Annotated in this window: 14 protein-coding genes; 6 read left to right on the top strand and 8 right to left on the bottom strand. The window is 70.2% G+C overall.

Annotated features, from left to right (window positions below; all coding sequences use genetic code 11):
* Positions 1-26: 26 nt before the first annotated feature.
* Positions 27-722, top strand: coding sequence for a helix-turn-helix domain-containing protein (locus JW613_RS18100; protein WP_209211857.1), 696 nt, complete (start codon positions 27-29; stop codon positions 720-722).
* 224 nt (positions 723-946) lie between these two features.
* Here the strand turns inward: JW613_RS18100 and JW613_RS18095 are convergent, their stop codons facing one another.
* The 8 genes from JW613_RS18095 to JW613_RS18060 all read right to left on the bottom strand — a co-directional run bounded on the left by JW613_RS18095 (position 947) and on the right by JW613_RS18060 (position 7,818).
* On the bottom strand, positions 947-2,434 hold the full coding sequence (locus JW613_RS18095; RefSeq protein WP_185018400.1) for a nucleobase:cation symporter-2 family protein: 1,488 nt from the start codon (positions 2,432-2,434) through the stop codon (positions 947-949).
* 230 nt (positions 2,435-2,664) lie between these two features.
* Positions 2,665-4,068, bottom strand: a complete 1,404-nt coding sequence (locus tag JW613_RS18090; RefSeq protein ID WP_209211856.1) for an 8-oxoguanine deaminase — start codon at positions 4,066-4,068, stop codon at positions 2,665-2,667.
* A gap of 86 nt (positions 4,069-4,154) precedes the next feature.
* Positions 4,155-5,090, bottom strand: coding sequence for a factor-independent urate hydroxylase (pucL, locus tag JW613_RS18085; RefSeq protein WP_185018398.1), 936 nt, complete (start codon positions 5,088-5,090; stop codon positions 4,155-4,157).
* 4 nt (positions 5,091-5,094) lie between these two features.
* Positions 5,095-5,565, bottom strand: coding sequence for a hydroxyisourate hydrolase (locus JW613_RS18080; RefSeq protein WP_209211855.1), 471 nt, complete (start codon positions 5,563-5,565; stop codon positions 5,095-5,097).
* Positions 5,562-6,080: a 2-oxo-4-hydroxy-4-carboxy-5-ureidoimidazoline decarboxylase gene (gene uraD / locus JW613_RS18075; protein WP_209211854.1), complete on the bottom strand. Its 519-nt coding sequence runs from the start codon at positions 6,078-6,080 to the stop codon at positions 5,562-5,564. The genes JW613_RS18080 and uraD overlap by 4 nt, the downstream gene beginning before the upstream one ends.
* Before the next feature lie 156 nt (positions 6,081-6,236).
* Positions 6,237-6,620, bottom strand: coding sequence for a helix-turn-helix domain-containing protein (locus JW613_RS18070; protein ID WP_209211853.1), 384 nt, complete (start codon positions 6,618-6,620; stop codon positions 6,237-6,239).
* Entirely contained in the window at positions 6,620-6,874 is a 255-nt protein-coding gene (locus JW613_RS18065) for a YkoF family thiamine-binding protein (protein WP_099884999.1), read from the bottom strand. The genes JW613_RS18070 and JW613_RS18065 overlap by 1 nt, the downstream gene beginning before the upstream one ends.
* Positions 6,875-6,912: 38 nt before the next feature.
* A complete protein-coding gene (locus JW613_RS18060) occupies positions 6,913-7,818 on the bottom strand; it encodes a Sco1979 family transcriptional regulator (RefSeq protein WP_209211852.1) in 906 nt (301 codons plus the stop codon).
* 623 nt (positions 7,819-8,441) lie between these two features.
* Between JW613_RS18060 and JW613_RS18055 the strand changes: the two genes are divergently transcribed.
* The 5 genes from JW613_RS18055 to JW613_RS18035 all read left to right on the top strand — a co-directional run bounded on the left by JW613_RS18055 (position 8,442) and on the right by JW613_RS18035 (position 14,816).
* A complete protein-coding gene (locus JW613_RS18055; RefSeq protein WP_209211851.1) occupies positions 8,442-9,257 on the top strand; it encodes a TIM barrel protein in 816 nt (271 codons plus the stop codon).
* Between the two features lie 23 nt (positions 9,258-9,280).
* Entirely contained in the window at positions 9,281-10,189 is a 909-nt protein-coding gene (locus tag JW613_RS18050; RefSeq protein WP_209211850.1) for a 2-hydroxy-3-oxopropionate reductase, read from the top strand.
* Between the two features lie 103 nt (positions 10,190-10,292).
* Entirely contained in the window at positions 10,293-12,071 is a 1,779-nt protein-coding gene (gcl, locus tag JW613_RS18045) for a glyoxylate carboligase (protein ID WP_185018396.1), read from the top strand.
* A 268-nt stretch (positions 12,072-12,339) separates the two neighbouring features.
* Complete coding sequence (locus JW613_RS18040) at positions 12,340-13,806, top strand: catalase (RefSeq protein ID WP_209211849.1); 1,467 nt, start codon at positions 12,340-12,342, stop codon at positions 13,804-13,806.
* Between the two features lie 278 nt (positions 13,807-14,084).
* On the top strand, positions 14,085-14,816 hold the full coding sequence (locus JW613_RS18035) for a hypothetical protein (RefSeq protein WP_209211848.1): 732 nt from the start codon (positions 14,085-14,087) through the stop codon (positions 14,814-14,816).
* Positions 14,817-14,874: the final 58 nt, after the last annotated feature.

The following is a 14,874-nucleotide window of genomic DNA, read 5'->3' as shown; positions in this document are numbered from 1 at the left end:
GACACCCGGCTCCCTACGGTGAGCCGATGCACTACGGCACGTCACGGGGGCAGGCAGGAAGGTCGTTCGACAGCGCGGCCGCGCGACGGCTGCGCGAAGGGCTGCGGCTGTCGCCGGAGGATGTCGCGTACGGGATGCGCGCCGCGTACGGCATGGAGATCGACGCGCGCACGGTCGCCGCATGGGAGGCCGGGGTGGCCGCCCCCGACGAACAGCAGCTGTCCGCGCTCGCGGGCGCGCTGTGGTGCTCGGCGGCCGATCTGATGGGCAGCCCCGGCACGCTGCGCGAGTACCGGCTGGCGCTGGGGGTCTCCCCGACCGATGTGGCACGGGAGATCGGGATGGCGCCCGAGGAGTACGCCGAGGTCGAGGAGACCGGTGTCTGGGCGGGGGACGCGCGGCAGGCCGACGCCCTGGCCGGAGTGCTGCGGCTACCGGTGCCCGCGCTGATCGAGTTCACAGGTCGCGACGAGGAGTTGGCGCGCCTGTTGCGGAAGGCCGCCACCACCCGGTGGCAGGCGCATGTGGCGGCCGTCTGCGAACTGGTGCCGCTGCCGCGCGAGTACGTCGCCGAGGGGCTGCGTGGTCTGCATGCGGCGTACCACTCGACGACTGCGGCGTCGCTGGGCTGGGGCCAGCCGGCGTCGGCGTCCTCCCGTGACGCGGGGCGGGAGTTCCTCGCGGAGATCCTCGCCCATTTCTGGCAGGCCGTGGAGGGCTGACGTCCTCCCCGCGGCGCTCCCCTTCCACCGCGCGCCCGCTGAGTGCCACGCTCCCGCTCCGCGCCGCGACGGCGAGGACCCGACACGACAGCAACCGGCGGTGCCGGACCCGGACCAGCGGGTGGGTTCGACACCGCCGGACTCCTGCGTCGTGGCGGAGCGCCACTGCGGCGGGGAGGGCGGAAGCGGCGGAGAGGGAGCCGCTGAGGGAGCGGTGCCCCGCGCTACGCGGGGGTGCTCTCCCTGGGGTGCGGGATGCCTTCGCCCGGTTCCATGGGGTGGGCCACCACTTCCTCGTCGCGGCGGGAGCGACCGAGGTGGTTGAAGACCAGGTTGAGGACGACGGCCGTGACGCACCCGGTCGAGATGCCGGAGTCGAGCAGGATCTTCGCGCTCTCGGGGAACGCGTGGTAGAAGTCCGGCGCGGCGATCGGGATCATGCCGACGGCCAGCGCGGTGCCGACGATCAGCACGTTGTTGTCCTTGCCGAGGTCCGCCTTGAGCAGCGTCTGGATGCCGCTGGCGGCCACGGAGCCGAACAGTACGACTCCGGCCCCGCCCAGCACCGGCTGCGGTACGGCCGCGATCAGGCTGGCGGCGAGCGGACACAGGCCCATGACGATGAGGATGCCGCCTCCGGTGGCGACGACGAACCGGCTGCGGATGCGGGTCATCGCCACGAGCCCGATGTTCTGGGCGAAGGCGCTGCACAGGAAGCCGTTGAAGAAGGGGCTGACGAAGGAGCCGAGCGTGTCGGCGCGCAGGCCGGCCGCGATGGTCGGCTCGTCGGAGGGGCGGTCGACGACCTCGCCCAGCGCCAGCATGTCGGCGGTGGACTCGGTCATCGAGACCAGCATCACCACACACATCGAGATGATCGCGGCTATGGCGAACTGCGGGGCGCCGAAGTGGAAGGGGGTGGGGAAGCCGACGATGTCGGCTTCCCGCACCGCGGTGAAGTCCGTGATGCCGACGGGTATCGCTATCAGCGTGCCCACGACGAGGCCGATCAGCACGGCTATCTGCTTGAGGAAGCCGGTGGTGAACCGGCGCAGCAGCAGCACGATCAACAGGGTGAGCCCGGCCATGCCGATGTTGCTGAAGTCGCCGTAGTGCGGGTCCTCGGCGTTGCCGCCCTGCGCCCAGTTGAAGGCGACGGGCATCAGGGAGACGCCGATGAGGGTGATGACGCTGCCGGTGACGACCGGGGGGAAGAAGCGGACCAGCTTGCTGAAGAACGGGGCGATGAGGAAGCCGAGCGCGGCGGCGACCATCGTCGCGCCGAAGATGACGGGCAGCGCGTCGGCGGGCCCCTCGGACTTGTTGATGGCCAGCATGGGCGCGACGGTGGCGAAGGTGACCCCGTTGACGAACGGCAGCCGGGCGCCGATCTTCCAGATGCCGAGGGTCTGCAGCAGGGTGGCGATGCCGGCCATGAAGAGGCTGGCGCCGGTCAGGAACGTCAGTTCGGTCGGAGAGAGGCCCACGGCCGCGCCGATGACGAGCGGCGGCGCGACCACTCCCGCGTACATCGCGGCCACGTGCTGGAGGCCGCTGGTGAACAACTTCAGCGGCGGCATGCCCTGATCGACCGGGTGCTTGCCGTGCTCCGGGGGCTGCTGCTGGACGGAGCCGCGCGAGCCGTCGCCCGACTCGTCCCCACTGCCGTCCGCCGTCTTTCCTTGCCTGGTGAACCTGGGCGTCTTGGCCACGGGGTCCTCCTGTCGTTATCGGCGCCTTGTGGCACGCGGTTTCCGGAGGTGTTGCGGTGTGCAAGGTGGTGCTGTTGGTGCGGTGGTGTGCGGTGTGCGCCCATGCGGAGTGTCCGGAACATGACAGGAGTCCGGATACGGGTGGGGGTCGAACCGGCCGGGAGCCGTCCCTCCCGGCCGGTGTCTGAGGGGCCGGCCGAAGCACCACTCCGGCCCGCGGGGTCGGACCGTCAGTCCGCGTCGGCCGCGATCCGGGCGAGGCGGCGCGCCTCGTCCCGGGCGTCGCGTGCGATCTCCTCCTCGTCGGCCCGGACCAGATGTCCGTCCTCGACGACCGGCCGGCCGTTGACCAGGGAGAGGGTGACCGGAGCCGGGGCGCCCAGGACGAGCGCGGCGACCGGGTCGGCGATGGAGGAGTGCCCGATCCCGTCCAACTTCCACAGCACGACGTCGGCGAGCTTGCCGGCCTCCAAGGAGCCCGTCTCCTGGGCGCGGCCCAGCACCTCGGCGCCGCCGTAGGTCCCCAGCCGCAGGGCCTTGCGCACGGTCAGCGCGCTCTCCTTGTGCGGGCCGAGGCGGTTGACGAGCAGCGCGTTGCGCAGTTCGGTGTGCAGCTCGCCCGACTCGTTGGACGCGGTTCCGTCGACGCCGAGGCCGACCGGCACGCCCGCCTCCAGCATGTCCGGCACGCGGGCGATCCCGGCGCCCAGCCGCGCGTTGGACGAGGGGCAGTGTGCCGCTCCGGTCCTGGTGCGGGCGAAGGCGGCGATGTCCGCGTCGGTCATATGGACGCAGTGCGCCATCCACACGTCCTCGCCGAGCCAGCCGACCGACTCGAAGTAGTCGGTGGGGCCCATGCCGAACAGCTCGTGGCAGAACTTCTCCTCCTCCGCCGTCTCCGAGCCATGGGTGTGCAGCCGTACGCCCTTGCGGCGGGCCAGCTCGGCGCCTTGGCGCATCAGTTCGGTGGAGACGGAGAACGGGGAGCAGGGCGCGACCGCGATGTGCAGCATCGAGCCGAACGAGGCGTCGTGGTGGGTGTCGACGGCGCGTTCGGTCTCCGCGAGGGCGCCCTCCAGCGTCTCCACCGCGAAGTCCGGCGGAAGGCCGCCGTCCGAGACGCCGCGGTCCATGGAGCCGCGGGCCGCGGTGAAGCGGACGCCGATCTCGGCGGCGGCGCGGATCTCGGCGCCCAGGAGGTCGCCGGCGCCGCGCGGGAAGACGTAGTGGTGGTCCATCGCGGTGGTGACACCGCCGCGCACCATCATCCCGAGGGAGCCGCGGGCCGCCGCGTGGACCATCTCCTCGTCGATCCGCGCCCAGGTGGGGTAGAGGGCGACGAGCCAGTCGAAGAGGTTGGAGTCCGTGGCCAGACCCCGGGTGATCCACTGGTAGAAGTGGTGGTGGGTGTTGATCAGCCCCGGGGTGAGGAGATGGCCGCTGCCGTCGATCCGGCGGGTGACGTTCCCCAGGCCCTCGGGTGCGTCGCCCGGACCGACGGACTCGATCCGGTTGCCGTTGATGACCAGATGGCCGGTCGCGTACTCGGTGTCCTCCGGATCGACGGTCGCGATGGCGCACTTCTCGATGACGACGCGGCCTGTCGGTGGCTGCTGGTGTTCGGTGTCGGCCATGGGGTCCTCGCTCGGGATATCGGCCCCCGCCCCGCCCCGGGCGCGGCCCCTGCGTTGCCGGCAGGGGGCGGAGCTGGGGGATGGAACTAGAGGTTCGTCATGTCGACGGGTATGCGAGGGGTGGCCCCGTCGCGCAGGACAGTGGCCTCGATCAGGCCGTACGGCCTGTCCGCGGCGTAGTAGACGGCACCGTCGGCCGCCTCGTTCTTGATGTCGAACGGCGACAGATCCACCTTGAAGTGGTGCTTGTTCGGCATGGAGAACCGGATCTCGTCGATCTCCGGCCGGCTGTTGATGACGCGCGAGCCCATCTGGTACAGCGTCTGCTGGAGCGAGAGCGAGTACGTCTCCGCGAAGGCGTGCAGCATGTGCTTCTTCGTCTGGGCGTAGGACTTGTCCCAGGCGGGCGTCCGCTCCTCCTGCGCGCCGGTCCAGTTGTGCCGCCACACGGCGGCCACCTCGGTGGCCAGGATGCGGTCGTAGTCTTCCTTCAGGGTGGTGTAGCGGTCCTTGATGTAGCCCCAGAACTCCGAGTTGGTGGAGTTGAGGACCGTCAGCCCCTTCAGCCCGGACAGCACCTCGACGCTCTCACCGTCGAAGGTGATCTGCGCGGTGCGTATCTCCTGGCCCTTGCGTACGAAGGAGTGCTTGACCTCGTCGGCCCCGATGAACTTGGAGTTGGCGTCGGAGGTCTCGATGCGCTCCCAGTCGTACTCCTCGATGCGGATACGGGCCTTGCCGATCGGCTCGGTGTTCTCCACGAAGTGCCGGGCGAGCAGCACGCCGAACGCCTCGGCCGACTCGATGCCGTGCTCCTTGGCAAAGGCGAAGACGGTGTTCTTGGTGGTGTCGGTCGGCAGCACGTGGGCGTTGGAGCCGGAGTAGTGGACGTCGTCCAGGTCGCCGCTGAGGGCGACCGAGACATTGAGGTCCTTGATGTGGTGGGTGTCGCCGTCCCGCGTGATCTTGACGACGCGGTTCTCCGCCTTGCCGTACTGGTTCTGGCCGAGAATCGTGGGCATGGTGTCAGCTCCCTCGGTACACGGAGTAGCCGAACGGGTTGAGCAGCAGCGGCACGTGGTAGTGCTCGCCCGGGTGCACCGCGAAGACGATGGTCACCTCGGGAAAGAAGCTGCCTGGTGCGCTGTCCCTTACGCGGGGGGCGTCCTGCTGTTCCGCGGCTTCGCGCTGGCTGCGCGGATTCGAACTGTGCTCTGCCACGTCGTGCTGGTCCGAGCCGTGCTCGGTGGAGCCGTGCCCGTCGAGGAAGTACGGCTCCGTCTCGAACCACAGCTGAACGTGGGTGGTGCCTTCCGGCAGGGCCGGAAAGTCCTTGCAGCGCCCGTCGGCGTCGGTCTTCGACGCCCCGTGCGCGACCCATGCGGCCTGCTCGTCACCCTGGCGCACGGACAGCCGTACACCGACCCCGGCGGCCGGGCGGCCGCGGCTGGTGTCCAGGATGTGCGTGGACACCGATGTGCTCGTCGCGTCGCTCATGGTGTAGGGGCCCCTTCCTCCGCGAGGCGGGTGAGCCGGAGCCGGTTGATCTTCGCCAGCTCCTGCCGCACGATCTCCCGCTCCTGTTGCGGAGTGTTGTCGATCCGGTGACGAACGGCGTCCCTCATCTCCGCGGCACTTCTGCCGGTGGCACAGATGAGAAAGACATGCCCGAACTTGTCCTGGTAGGCCAGGTTCAGTGCGAGCATTTCGGCCTTCAGCTCCTCGTCGGCGCCCGCCATGCCCCGCTGTTCGCGGGCGGAGGTCGGGTCGCCGGGCTTCGGGCGGCCGATGGGTGGGTGCCCGGCCATGGCCTCGGCCAGCCCCTCGTCGGTCAGGGCCGCTGTGGCCTCGTCACTCGCGGCGAAGAGGGCCTCGACGCTGTCGTACGGGCGCCGGGCGAGCAGGGCGCTCCCCCAGCTCCCGGCGGCGCACACCTCGTGGAGCGCGGTACGCACATCGGCGTCCGCTGCGGAGTTGAACCAGGTCAGACCTGGCGTCGAGCGCGAAGTCACGGGACCTCCGTGGCCGTGGTGCTGTTCGGGCTGGGAATAGCTAAGTCCCCGTGCCACACCACGTCAACAGTTTGTTGAAGCCTTTTCGACATCCCGGAAAACGAAGCCCGCCATGCGGAAGCCCCGCACGGACCCGCGGAGCAGGGGCGGAACCGGTCAGCCGCTGCGCCCGTTCTCACGGTTCAAGTAGTTGTAAACCGTGAATCGACTGACGCCCAGGGCACCGGCCACCGTCTCGACCCCGTGCCGCACGGAGAACGCCCCCCGCGTCTCCAGGATCCGCACCACCGACTGCTTGGTCTTGCGGTCGAGCTCCGCGAGCGGCACCCCGTGCCGTCGCTCCAGCTCCGCCAGGATGTGGTCGAGGGAGTCGGACAGATGCGGCAGCCGCACCGCCACCACGTCCTCGCCCTCCCAGGCGAGCACCACATCGTCCCCCTGCGCCTGGTCCGGGGCCACCATCGCCCCGCCCATCGCGTCCACCAGCGGCTTGATCGCGACGACGAACGGGTGGCCCGGGGCGTGCGCGTCCTGCCCCATCAGCCCTCGCCCTCCCCGAGCACGTTCACCTGGAGGGAGACCCGGGTCGCCCCGGCCTCCAGCGAGCTGCGCAGCAGCGCGGCGACGGCGTCCAGCACCTGGTCGGCCGAGCCCTCGGCGGTGTTGCCGAACGGGCCGACGTCCACGGCATCCAGTGCCGCCGACTGGACGACCTCCCGGGCCACGACCGCGTGCTGAGGGGCCTCGTCCAGATCGAACGGCTCCGTGGTGAACTCCACTCGCAATCGCCTCATGGGGCCACAGTACCGAGAACGCCGCAAGGCGCCCCAGGTCAGCGGAGCTCGTCGAGCATGCGCCGGAGGAAGTCGGCCGTCTCCGCCGGCTGCCGCGCCTCCGTACACAGCCGGTCCATGATCAGCGTGTACTGGTCGACCTCCGAGGGCTTGTCGAGGTAGACCGCGTTGGTCAGATGCTCCAGATACACCTTGTCGCCCAGGTCCGGGGCGGCGAACCGCAGCAGGGTCACGGGCGTGCCGGCCGCGGCGGCCGTCACCTCGAACGGCGCCACCTGGAGCGTCACATGCGGCAGTTCGATCATCTTCAGCAGATGTTCGATCTGCTCGCGCATCACCTCGACGCCGCCGAAGGGGCGCCGGAGCACCGCCTCGTCCACGACGGCCCACAGCCGCGGCGGATCCGCCCTGTGCAGCAGCTTCTGCCTGGCCATCCGCAGATCCACGATCCGGGCGACCTTGCGCGGCTCGGTGGTCGGGTAGCCGAGCTTGCTGACGGCGAACGCGTAGTCCTCGGTCTGGAGCAGGCCGGGCAGGAACTGGACCTCGTACGTCCTGATCAGTGACGCCGCGTCCTCCAGTCCGAGGTGCAGCTCGAACCAGTCCTCCAGCACGTCGGAGTACTGGCACCACCAGCCGGGCGAGTTGGCCTGCCGGGCCAGGTCGAAGAACTCCTCGCGCTCCTGCGAATCGTGGACCCCGTAGAGCGTCAGCAGGTCCCGCAGATCGCGCTCCTTGGCACCGACCTGTCCGCGCTCCAGCCGCGTGATCTTCGCGTGCGAGCCGCGGATGGCCCGGCCCGCGTCCTCCCGCGAGATGTCGAGCGACTGGCGCAGCCTGCGCAGCTTGACGCCCAGAATGATCCGCAGCGCGGTGGGCCCGTTGGACTGCTCCTGGGCAGCCCGAAGGGACGGTTCACCAGATGGCTGCATCATGGCGGGCATTCCGACTCCCAAGGGTGATTGGGGGGTCACAACAGTGTGGCACCGGTGCACCGGTCCGGTACAGGCACCGAGAGAATACGCGGCGACCGGGCGGTGGTCCCGCCCGGAGCCCTCCATACTCCCCCAGGGACAACCCGGTAACCAGCCTTCCGGGCACGGAAGTTGAAGACGCAGAATGTAAAGGCCCCGCCCACGGAGGGCAACCGTCCGCTCCGCGCACCAGCTGCGGGAGCGCGAGGGGCCTTCGAGGGGCCGGCGCCGCGCGGCAGTGAGTGCGTGGGCAGGGGTCGGATTGAAGCATTAAGGAGCGCCTCCCGCGCCTCCGGCGCCCCTTCCTCGCCGCTGCCGCCACATCCGCCGCGCCCGGAGCATCTGCCGCATCCGCCGCACCCGAGCCCCGGCTCCGTCAGCGAGATGGAGTCCGGGGTTTTCGCATGCCCGCACAGTGCCCTCCCGCGCGCGAGGCGCCGCGCGCCAGGCCGGTGCCCGGCGCCCGACGGCCGGCTTTTGCGGGTGGCCCTTGACAGGAACGTGGCCCGCAGAGCAATCTTCCAGTGAGCAGAATACAACTTTCACAATACGAAATTCACAGCCGATCTCCGAAGGAAGGGAGGGCGGTCACAGTGGTCTCCTCGGACCGGTTCACCGTCAACGCCTCGATCCTCTTCACCGAGCTGCCCTTGCTGGAGCGCCCGGCAGCAGCCGCCGCCGCGGGCTTCGACAAGATCGAGCTGTGGTGGCCCTGGGTCGACGCCCCCGTGCCCGAGCGCTCCGAACTGGACGCGCTGCGCAGCGCGCTGGAGGACGCACAGGTCCAGCTCACCGGGTTGAACTTCTACGCCGGGCAGTTGCCGGGGCCCGACCGCGGCGCCCTGTCCGTTCCCGGCGAGGAGTCGGAGAAGTTCCGCGCCAACATCGAGGTCACCGCCGAGTTCGCCCGGTCCGTGGGCTGCAAGGCGCTCAACGCCCTGTACGGCAACCGCGTCGACGGTGCCTCGGAGGCCGAGCAGGACGCCCTCGCCCTGGAGAACCTCGCGCTGGCGGCGCGGGCGGCCGACCGGGTGGGAGCCGTGCTCCTGGTCGAGGCGCTCAACGCTCCCGAGTCGCCCAAGTGCCCGCTGGTGAGCGCCCCTCGGGCCGTCGAGGTGGTGGACGCGGTGAACGCGGCCACCGGGCTGGACAACGCGCGCTTCCTGATGGACCTCTACCACCTGTCCATGAACGGTGAGGACCTGGCCGCGGCCATCGAGGCGTACTCCGGCAGGACCGCGCACGTACAGATCGCGGACAACCCCGGGCGGGGGGCGCCCGGGACCGGCTCCCTGGACTTCAAGGACCTCTTCGAGCGCTTGGACAAGGCCGGTTACGACGGGCTCGTCGGCCTCGAGTACAAGCCCGGCGACAACGGCAGCGCCGCCTCCTTCGGCTGGCTGAAGTAACTGGATCTGCGAAAGGCAAGAGAATGGCTCACACGCCCGGCAACACGAAGATCGGCTTCATCGGTCTGGGCATCATGGGCGCCCCCATGGCCCGCAACCTGCTGAAGGCGGGCTACGACGTCACGGCGTACACCCTCGAGACCGAGAAGGTCGAGGAGTTCGTCAAGGACGGCGGCAAGGGCGCGACCTCCGTCGCACAGGCCGCACAGGGCGCGGACGTCGTCATCACGATGGTCCCGGCCTCCCCCCAGGTGGAGGCGGTCGTCCTGCAGGAGGGCGGCGTCCTGGACAACCTCCGCGAGGGCGGCACCCTCATCGACATGTCCTCGATCACCCCGCAGACCTCCATCGAGGTCGCCCGGGCCGCCGAGGCCAAGGGGATCAAGACGCTGGACGCCCCCGTCTCGGGCGGCGAGGCCGGTGCGATCGAGGCCGTGCTGTCCATCATGGTCGGCGGCGAGCAGGAGACCTTCGAAGCGGCCAAGCCGATCTTCGAGGCGCTCGGCAAGACGATCGTGCTGTGCGGCCCGGCCGGCTCCGGCCAGACGGTGAAGGCCGCCAACCAGCTCATCGTCGCGGTCAACATCCAGGCCGTGGCCGAGGCCGTGGTCTTCCTCCAGAAGTCCGGCGTCGACCTGAAGGCCGGCCTGGAGGTGCTCAACGGCGGTCTGGCCGGCTCCACGGTGCTGACCCGTAAGAAGGACAGCATCCTGGCGGGCGACTACAAGCCCGGCTTCAAGATCGATCTGCACCACAAGGACATGGGCATCGTGACCGACGCGGCCCGCTCGGTCGGCGCCGCCGTCCCGGCCGGTGCGCTGGTCGCCCAGCTCGTCGCGGCGCTGCGTGCGCAGGGCGACGGCGGGCTCGACCACTCCGCGCTGGTGCGCGGCGTCAAGCGGCTGTCGGGCGAGAACCCCGACGCCGGCTGAGGGTCCGCCCTCCCCGAAGACTCCGGGCGGTGGCGTCGACACTGTCCTGTCGCGCCCAGGCGCCGCCGCCCGGACACCACCCGCACCGAACCAGGAGAGTTCGATGGCTCGTATGACCGCTGCCCGCGCGGCAGTTGAGATCCTCAAGCGCGAGGGTGTGGACACCGCTTTCGGCGTGCCGGGTGCGGCGATCAACCCCTTCTACGCGGCGCTGCGCGCCGCGGGCGGCGTCGAGCACACGCTCGCCCGCCACGTCGAGGGTGCCTCGCACATGGCCGAGGGCTACACCCGTGCGGCGCCCGGCAACATCGGGGTGTGCATCGGCACGTCGGGGCCCGCGGGCACCGACATGATCACCGGCCTCTACTCGGCGATCGGCGACTCGACCCCGATCCTGTGCATCACGGGACAGGCACCGGTCGCCGTGATCGAGAAGGAGGACTTCCAGGCCGTCGACATCGCCTCCATCGCCAAGCCGGTCACCAAGAAGGCCACCACCGTCAAGGAGGCCGCGCAGGTCCCAGGCGTCTTCCAGGAGGCCTTCCATCTGATGCGCTCGGGCCGGCCGGGCCCGGTACTGATCGACCTGCCCATCGATGTCCAGATGACGGAGATCGAGTTCGACCCGGACACCTACGAGCCGCTGGTGCCGCACAAGCCGGCCGCGAGCCGCAGGCAGGTCGAGAAGGCCATGGACATGCTGGCTGCCGCCGAGCGTCCGCTGCTCGTGGCGGGCGGCGGCATCGTCAACGCGGACGCCTCCGAGCTGCTGGTGGAGTTCGCCGAGCTGACCGGTATCCCCGTCGTGCCCACCCTGATGGGCTGGGGGACGATCGGTGACGACCATCCGCTGCACGCGGGCATGGTCGGTCTGCAGACCTCGCACCGCTACGGCAACGCCACGTTCCTGGAGTCCGACTTCGTCCTGGGGATCGGCAACCGCTGGGCCAACCGGCACACCGGCGCGCTGTCCACCTACACCGAGGGCCGCACCTTCGTGCACGTGGACATCGAGCCGACGCAGATCGGCAAGATCTTCGCGCCCGACTACGGCATCGTCTCGGACGCGCACGCGGCGCTGAGCCTCTTCGTGGAGGTCGCCAGGGAGCGGGCACGGGCCGGGAAGCTGAAGGACCTGTCGAAGTGGGCGGACGCCGCCCGGCTGCGCAAGGGCGAGCTGCAGCGCCGTACGCACTTCGACAACGTGCCGCTCAAGCCGCAGCGGGTGTACGAGGAGATGAACCGGGCCTTCGGTCCGGAGACCCGGTATGTGTCGACCATCGGCCTCTCGCAGATCGCGGGCGCGCAGTTCCTGCACGTCTACCGGCCGCGGCACTGGATCAACTGCGGCCAGGCGGGTCCGCTGGGCTGGACCGTGCCGGCCGCGCTGGGTGTCGCCAAGGCGGACCCGGAGGCGAGCGTCGTGGCGCTGTCGGGGGATTACGACTTCCAGTTCATGATCGAGGAGCTGGCCGTCGGCGCACAGCACCGCATCCCGTATGTGCATGTGCTGGTCAACAACTCCTATCTGGGTCTGATCCGGCAGGCGCAGCGCAACTTCGAGATGGACTTCCAGGTCAATCTGGAGTTCGAGAACATCAACGCACCCGAGCTGGGCGGCTACGGCGTCGATCACGTCAAGGTCGTCGAGGGGTTGGGCTGCAAGGCGCTGCGGGTCACCGAGCCGGATCAGCTGCTGCCGGCGTTCGAGGAGGCCAAGAAGCTCGCCGCGGAGTACCGGGTGCCCGTCGTGGTGGAGGCGATCCTGGAGCGGGTCACCAACATCTCGATGAGCGGCTCCGACATCGCCTCGGTCAACGAGTTCGAGGAGCTGGCCACGGAGGCGGCGCATGCGCCGACGGCCACGGTGCCGCTCGGCTGACGCCTCGGCGCCGCTGCCAAGGGTTGCCCGGTGTCCTATGTGTGCCCGGCGCCTGCGAGTGACGGGGGTGCCCCTGCCCGTCGTGCACTGTGTGCGGCGCCGTTGTGGCTGGTCGCGCAGTTCCCCGCGCCCCTTACGGGGCGCCGGGAACTGCGCCGGAGTCGGGGGAACCGAAGTTTCAACAAACTGTTGACGCCCCACGGGGGCGTCCTTACGCTCCAACATGCGGAAACTGCTTTCCGTGAATCACGCCCCAGGAAGGTCGTCCATGTCGCAGTCGTCGAAGCCCACGCTGACCACCGAGGCGGGCGCGCCCGTCGCCGACAATCAGAACTCCACCTCCGCCGGCATCGGTGGCCCGCTCCTCCTCCAGGACCAGCATCTGCTGGAGAAGCTGGCGCGGTTCAACCGGGAGCGCATCCCGGAGCGCGTGGTGCACGCCCGCGGCTCCGGCGCCTACGGCTACTTCGAGGTGACCGACGACGTCACCGACCACACCCGCGCCCACTTCCTCGGCGAGGTCGGCCGCCGCACCGAGACGTTCATCCGCTTCTCCACCGTCGCCGACAACCTCGGCGGCCCCGACGCGGCGCGCGACCCGCGCGGCTTCGCCCTCAAGTTCTACACGGAAGAGGGCAACTACGACCTCGTCGGCAACAACACCCCGGTCTTCTTCATCAAGGACCCGCTGAAGTTCCCCGACTTCATCCACTCGCAGAAGCGCGACCCGTTCACCGGCAAGCAGGAGCCGGACAACGTGTGGGACTTCTGGGCCCACTCCCCCGAGGCCACCCACCAGGTCACCTGGCTGATGGGGGACCGCGGCATCCCCGCCTCGTACCGGCACATGAACGGCTACGGCTCGCACACCTACCAGTGGACGAACGCCGAGGGCGAGGTCTGCTACGTCAAGTACCACTTCAAGACCAACCAGGGCATCCGCTGCCTGTCCAGCGAGCAGGGCGCCGAGCTGTCCGGCACCGATCCCAACAGCCACCAGACCGACCTGCTGCAGTCCATCGAGCGCGGGGTCTTCCCCTCCTGGACGCTGTATGTGCAGATCATGCCCGCCGACGAGGCGGCCGACTACCGCTTCAACCCGTTCGACCTCACCAAGGTGTGGCCGCACAAGGACTACCCGCTGCAGCGCGTGGGCCGGCTGGTGCTGAACCGCAACCCGGACAACGTCTTCGCCGAGGTCGAGCAGTCCGCGTTCTCGCCCAACAACTTCGTGCCCGGCATCGGCCCCTCGCCCGACAAGATGCTGCAGGGCCGGCTGTTCGCCTATGCCGACGCGCACCGCTACCGGCTCGGTGTCAACCACACCCAGCTCCCGGTCAACGCGCCCAAGGCCACCGCCGCGAACAACTACGGCCGGGACGGCCTGATGGCCACCAACGCCTACGACCGGCACGCCAAGAACTACGAGCCCAACTCCTACGGCGGCCCCACCGAGACCGGTGTCCCGCTGTCCGCGCCGCGCCCGGTGACCGGGTACTGGGGCACCCACGAGGCCCCGCAGCACACCAAGGACGACGACTTCTTCCAGGCCGGCGAGCTGTTCCGGCTGATGTCCGAGGAGGAGAAGGGGCGCCTGGTCGCCAACATCGCAGGCGGGCTCTCGCAGGTCACCCGCGAGGACGTCATCGAGAAGAACATCGCCCACTTCAGCGCCGCCGACCCCGACTACGGGCGCCGGGTGGAGGCTGCGGTGCGCGAACTGCAGGAGGGCTGAACCCCTCCTTCCGCGAGCGCGCCCGTTCCGGGCGCGCGGTGAGCGGCGTACCGGGCTGATTGGGAGGTCGACCCGGCGCGCGCCCCCGTGCGGGACGGTCCGACAGATGAGGGGTGGCCGTCCCGCGCGGGGGCATACCCATACCATCCTCCCCCGCCTCTTGGTCGACCTGGCGCCCCGCCCCTTCGTAAAAGCCGCCGCATCGGCGACGATTGGGAGGCGATCGGGCACGCGTGTGCAGCCGTGCCCACCGGACCACCCGTGCCAGGAGCCGAACGATGGCTGAGAGAGTGCTTGTGCGCTGCCCCGTGTGCCGGCGCGAGCACAGCTACACAGCGCCCGTCTACCCCTGCGGCTGCGGTGCACCGGTCGCTCTGCCGCTGCTGTCCTCCGCCGCCGCCATCCAGGTACGGCACCGCACCTGGGCGGGCTCCTGGATCTCCGTGCGGTGCCCGACATGCGGCCGGGTGGACGAGTGGCCGCAGCCCGAACTGGGCTGCGGCTGCGGTACGACACTGCGGGTGCCCGTCGCCCGGGGCCGCACCGGAGTGGCCGCGCCGCCCGCCGAGGAGCCGGCCCCGGCGCCCACCGGCCCGGAGCCCGCCTCCGCCACGCGTGCCCCCGTGCCGCGGCCGCCCTTCCGGCCCGTCACCATCCGCACGGCCTACGACGCGAAGCTGGCCGCGGCGCAGTACCTGCGGTGGCTCGGGTTCGAGGGCATCCGCGTCGCCGAGCGGACGCCCGCCTCGGGTGTCGATGTGCGGGGCCCGTCCGTCGTCGCGCACGTCGACCCGTCCACCTCCCCGGCCGGGGTGCGGGACGTGGAGACGCTGTGGCTCAACGGGCTGAACGACTCGGTCGCCGCCGTGTGCTTCGCCCTCGCCGGCTATCTGCGCGAGGCGCGGGCCCGCGCCGACGAGTTGCGGGTCCCCCTCTTCGTCCTCGACCTGACGGGGACGCCGCGTGCCGTCAACGACGCCGCGGAGCACTTGATCCGTACACCACGTTGATGCGGGCCCCCTTTCAGGGGCGCGGGGAACTGCGCGAGCAACCAGCAACACACCCGCG

Origin of the sequence: Streptomyces smyrnaeus (assembly GCF_017676345.1) — a bacterium.
GTDB lineage: Bacteria > Actinomycetota > Actinomycetes > Streptomycetales > Streptomycetaceae > Streptomyces > Streptomyces smyrnaeus.
This window is presented reverse-complemented; position numbering and strand designations above follow the sequence as displayed.

Bases quoted from the DNA above. Each gene is read 5' to 3' on its own strand.
- JW613_RS18100 (WP_209211857.1), top strand. From the start codon at position 27: ATGCACTACGGCACGTCACGGGGGCAGGCAGGAAGGTCGTTCGACAGC.
- JW613_RS18090 (WP_209211856.1), bottom strand. From the start codon at position 4,068: ATGGCCGACACCGAACACCAGCAGCCACCGACAGGCCGCGTCGTCATC.
- pucL (WP_185018398.1), bottom strand. From the start codon at position 5,090: ATGCCCACGATTCTCGGCCAGAACCAGTACGGCAAGGCGGAGAACCGC.
- JW613_RS18080 (WP_209211855.1), bottom strand. From the start codon at position 5,565: ATGAGCGACGCGACGAGCACATCGGTGTCCACGCACATCCTGGACACC.
- JW613_RS18070 (WP_209211853.1), bottom strand. From the start codon at position 6,620: ATGGGGCAGGACGCGCACGCCCCGGGCCACCCGTTCGTCGTCGCGATC.
- JW613_RS18065 (WP_099884999.1), bottom strand. From the start codon at position 6,874: ATGAGGCGATTGCGAGTGGAGTTCACCACGGAGCCGTTCGATCTGGAC.
- JW613_RS18060 (WP_209211852.1), bottom strand. From the start codon at position 7,818: ATGCCCGCCATGATGCAGCCATCTGGTGAACCGTCCCTTCGGGCTGCC.
- JW613_RS18050 (WP_209211850.1), top strand. From the start codon at position 9,281: ATGGCTCACACGCCCGGCAACACGAAGATCGGCTTCATCGGTCTGGGC.
- gcl (WP_185018396.1), top strand. From the start codon at position 10,293: ATGGCTCGTATGACCGCTGCCCGCGCGGCAGTTGAGATCCTCAAGCGC.
- JW613_RS18040 (WP_209211849.1), top strand. From the start codon at position 12,340: ATGTCGCAGTCGTCGAAGCCCACGCTGACCACCGAGGCGGGCGCGCCC.
- JW613_RS18035 (WP_209211848.1), top strand. From the start codon at position 14,085: ATGGCTGAGAGAGTGCTTGTGCGCTGCCCCGTGTGCCGGCGCGAGCAC.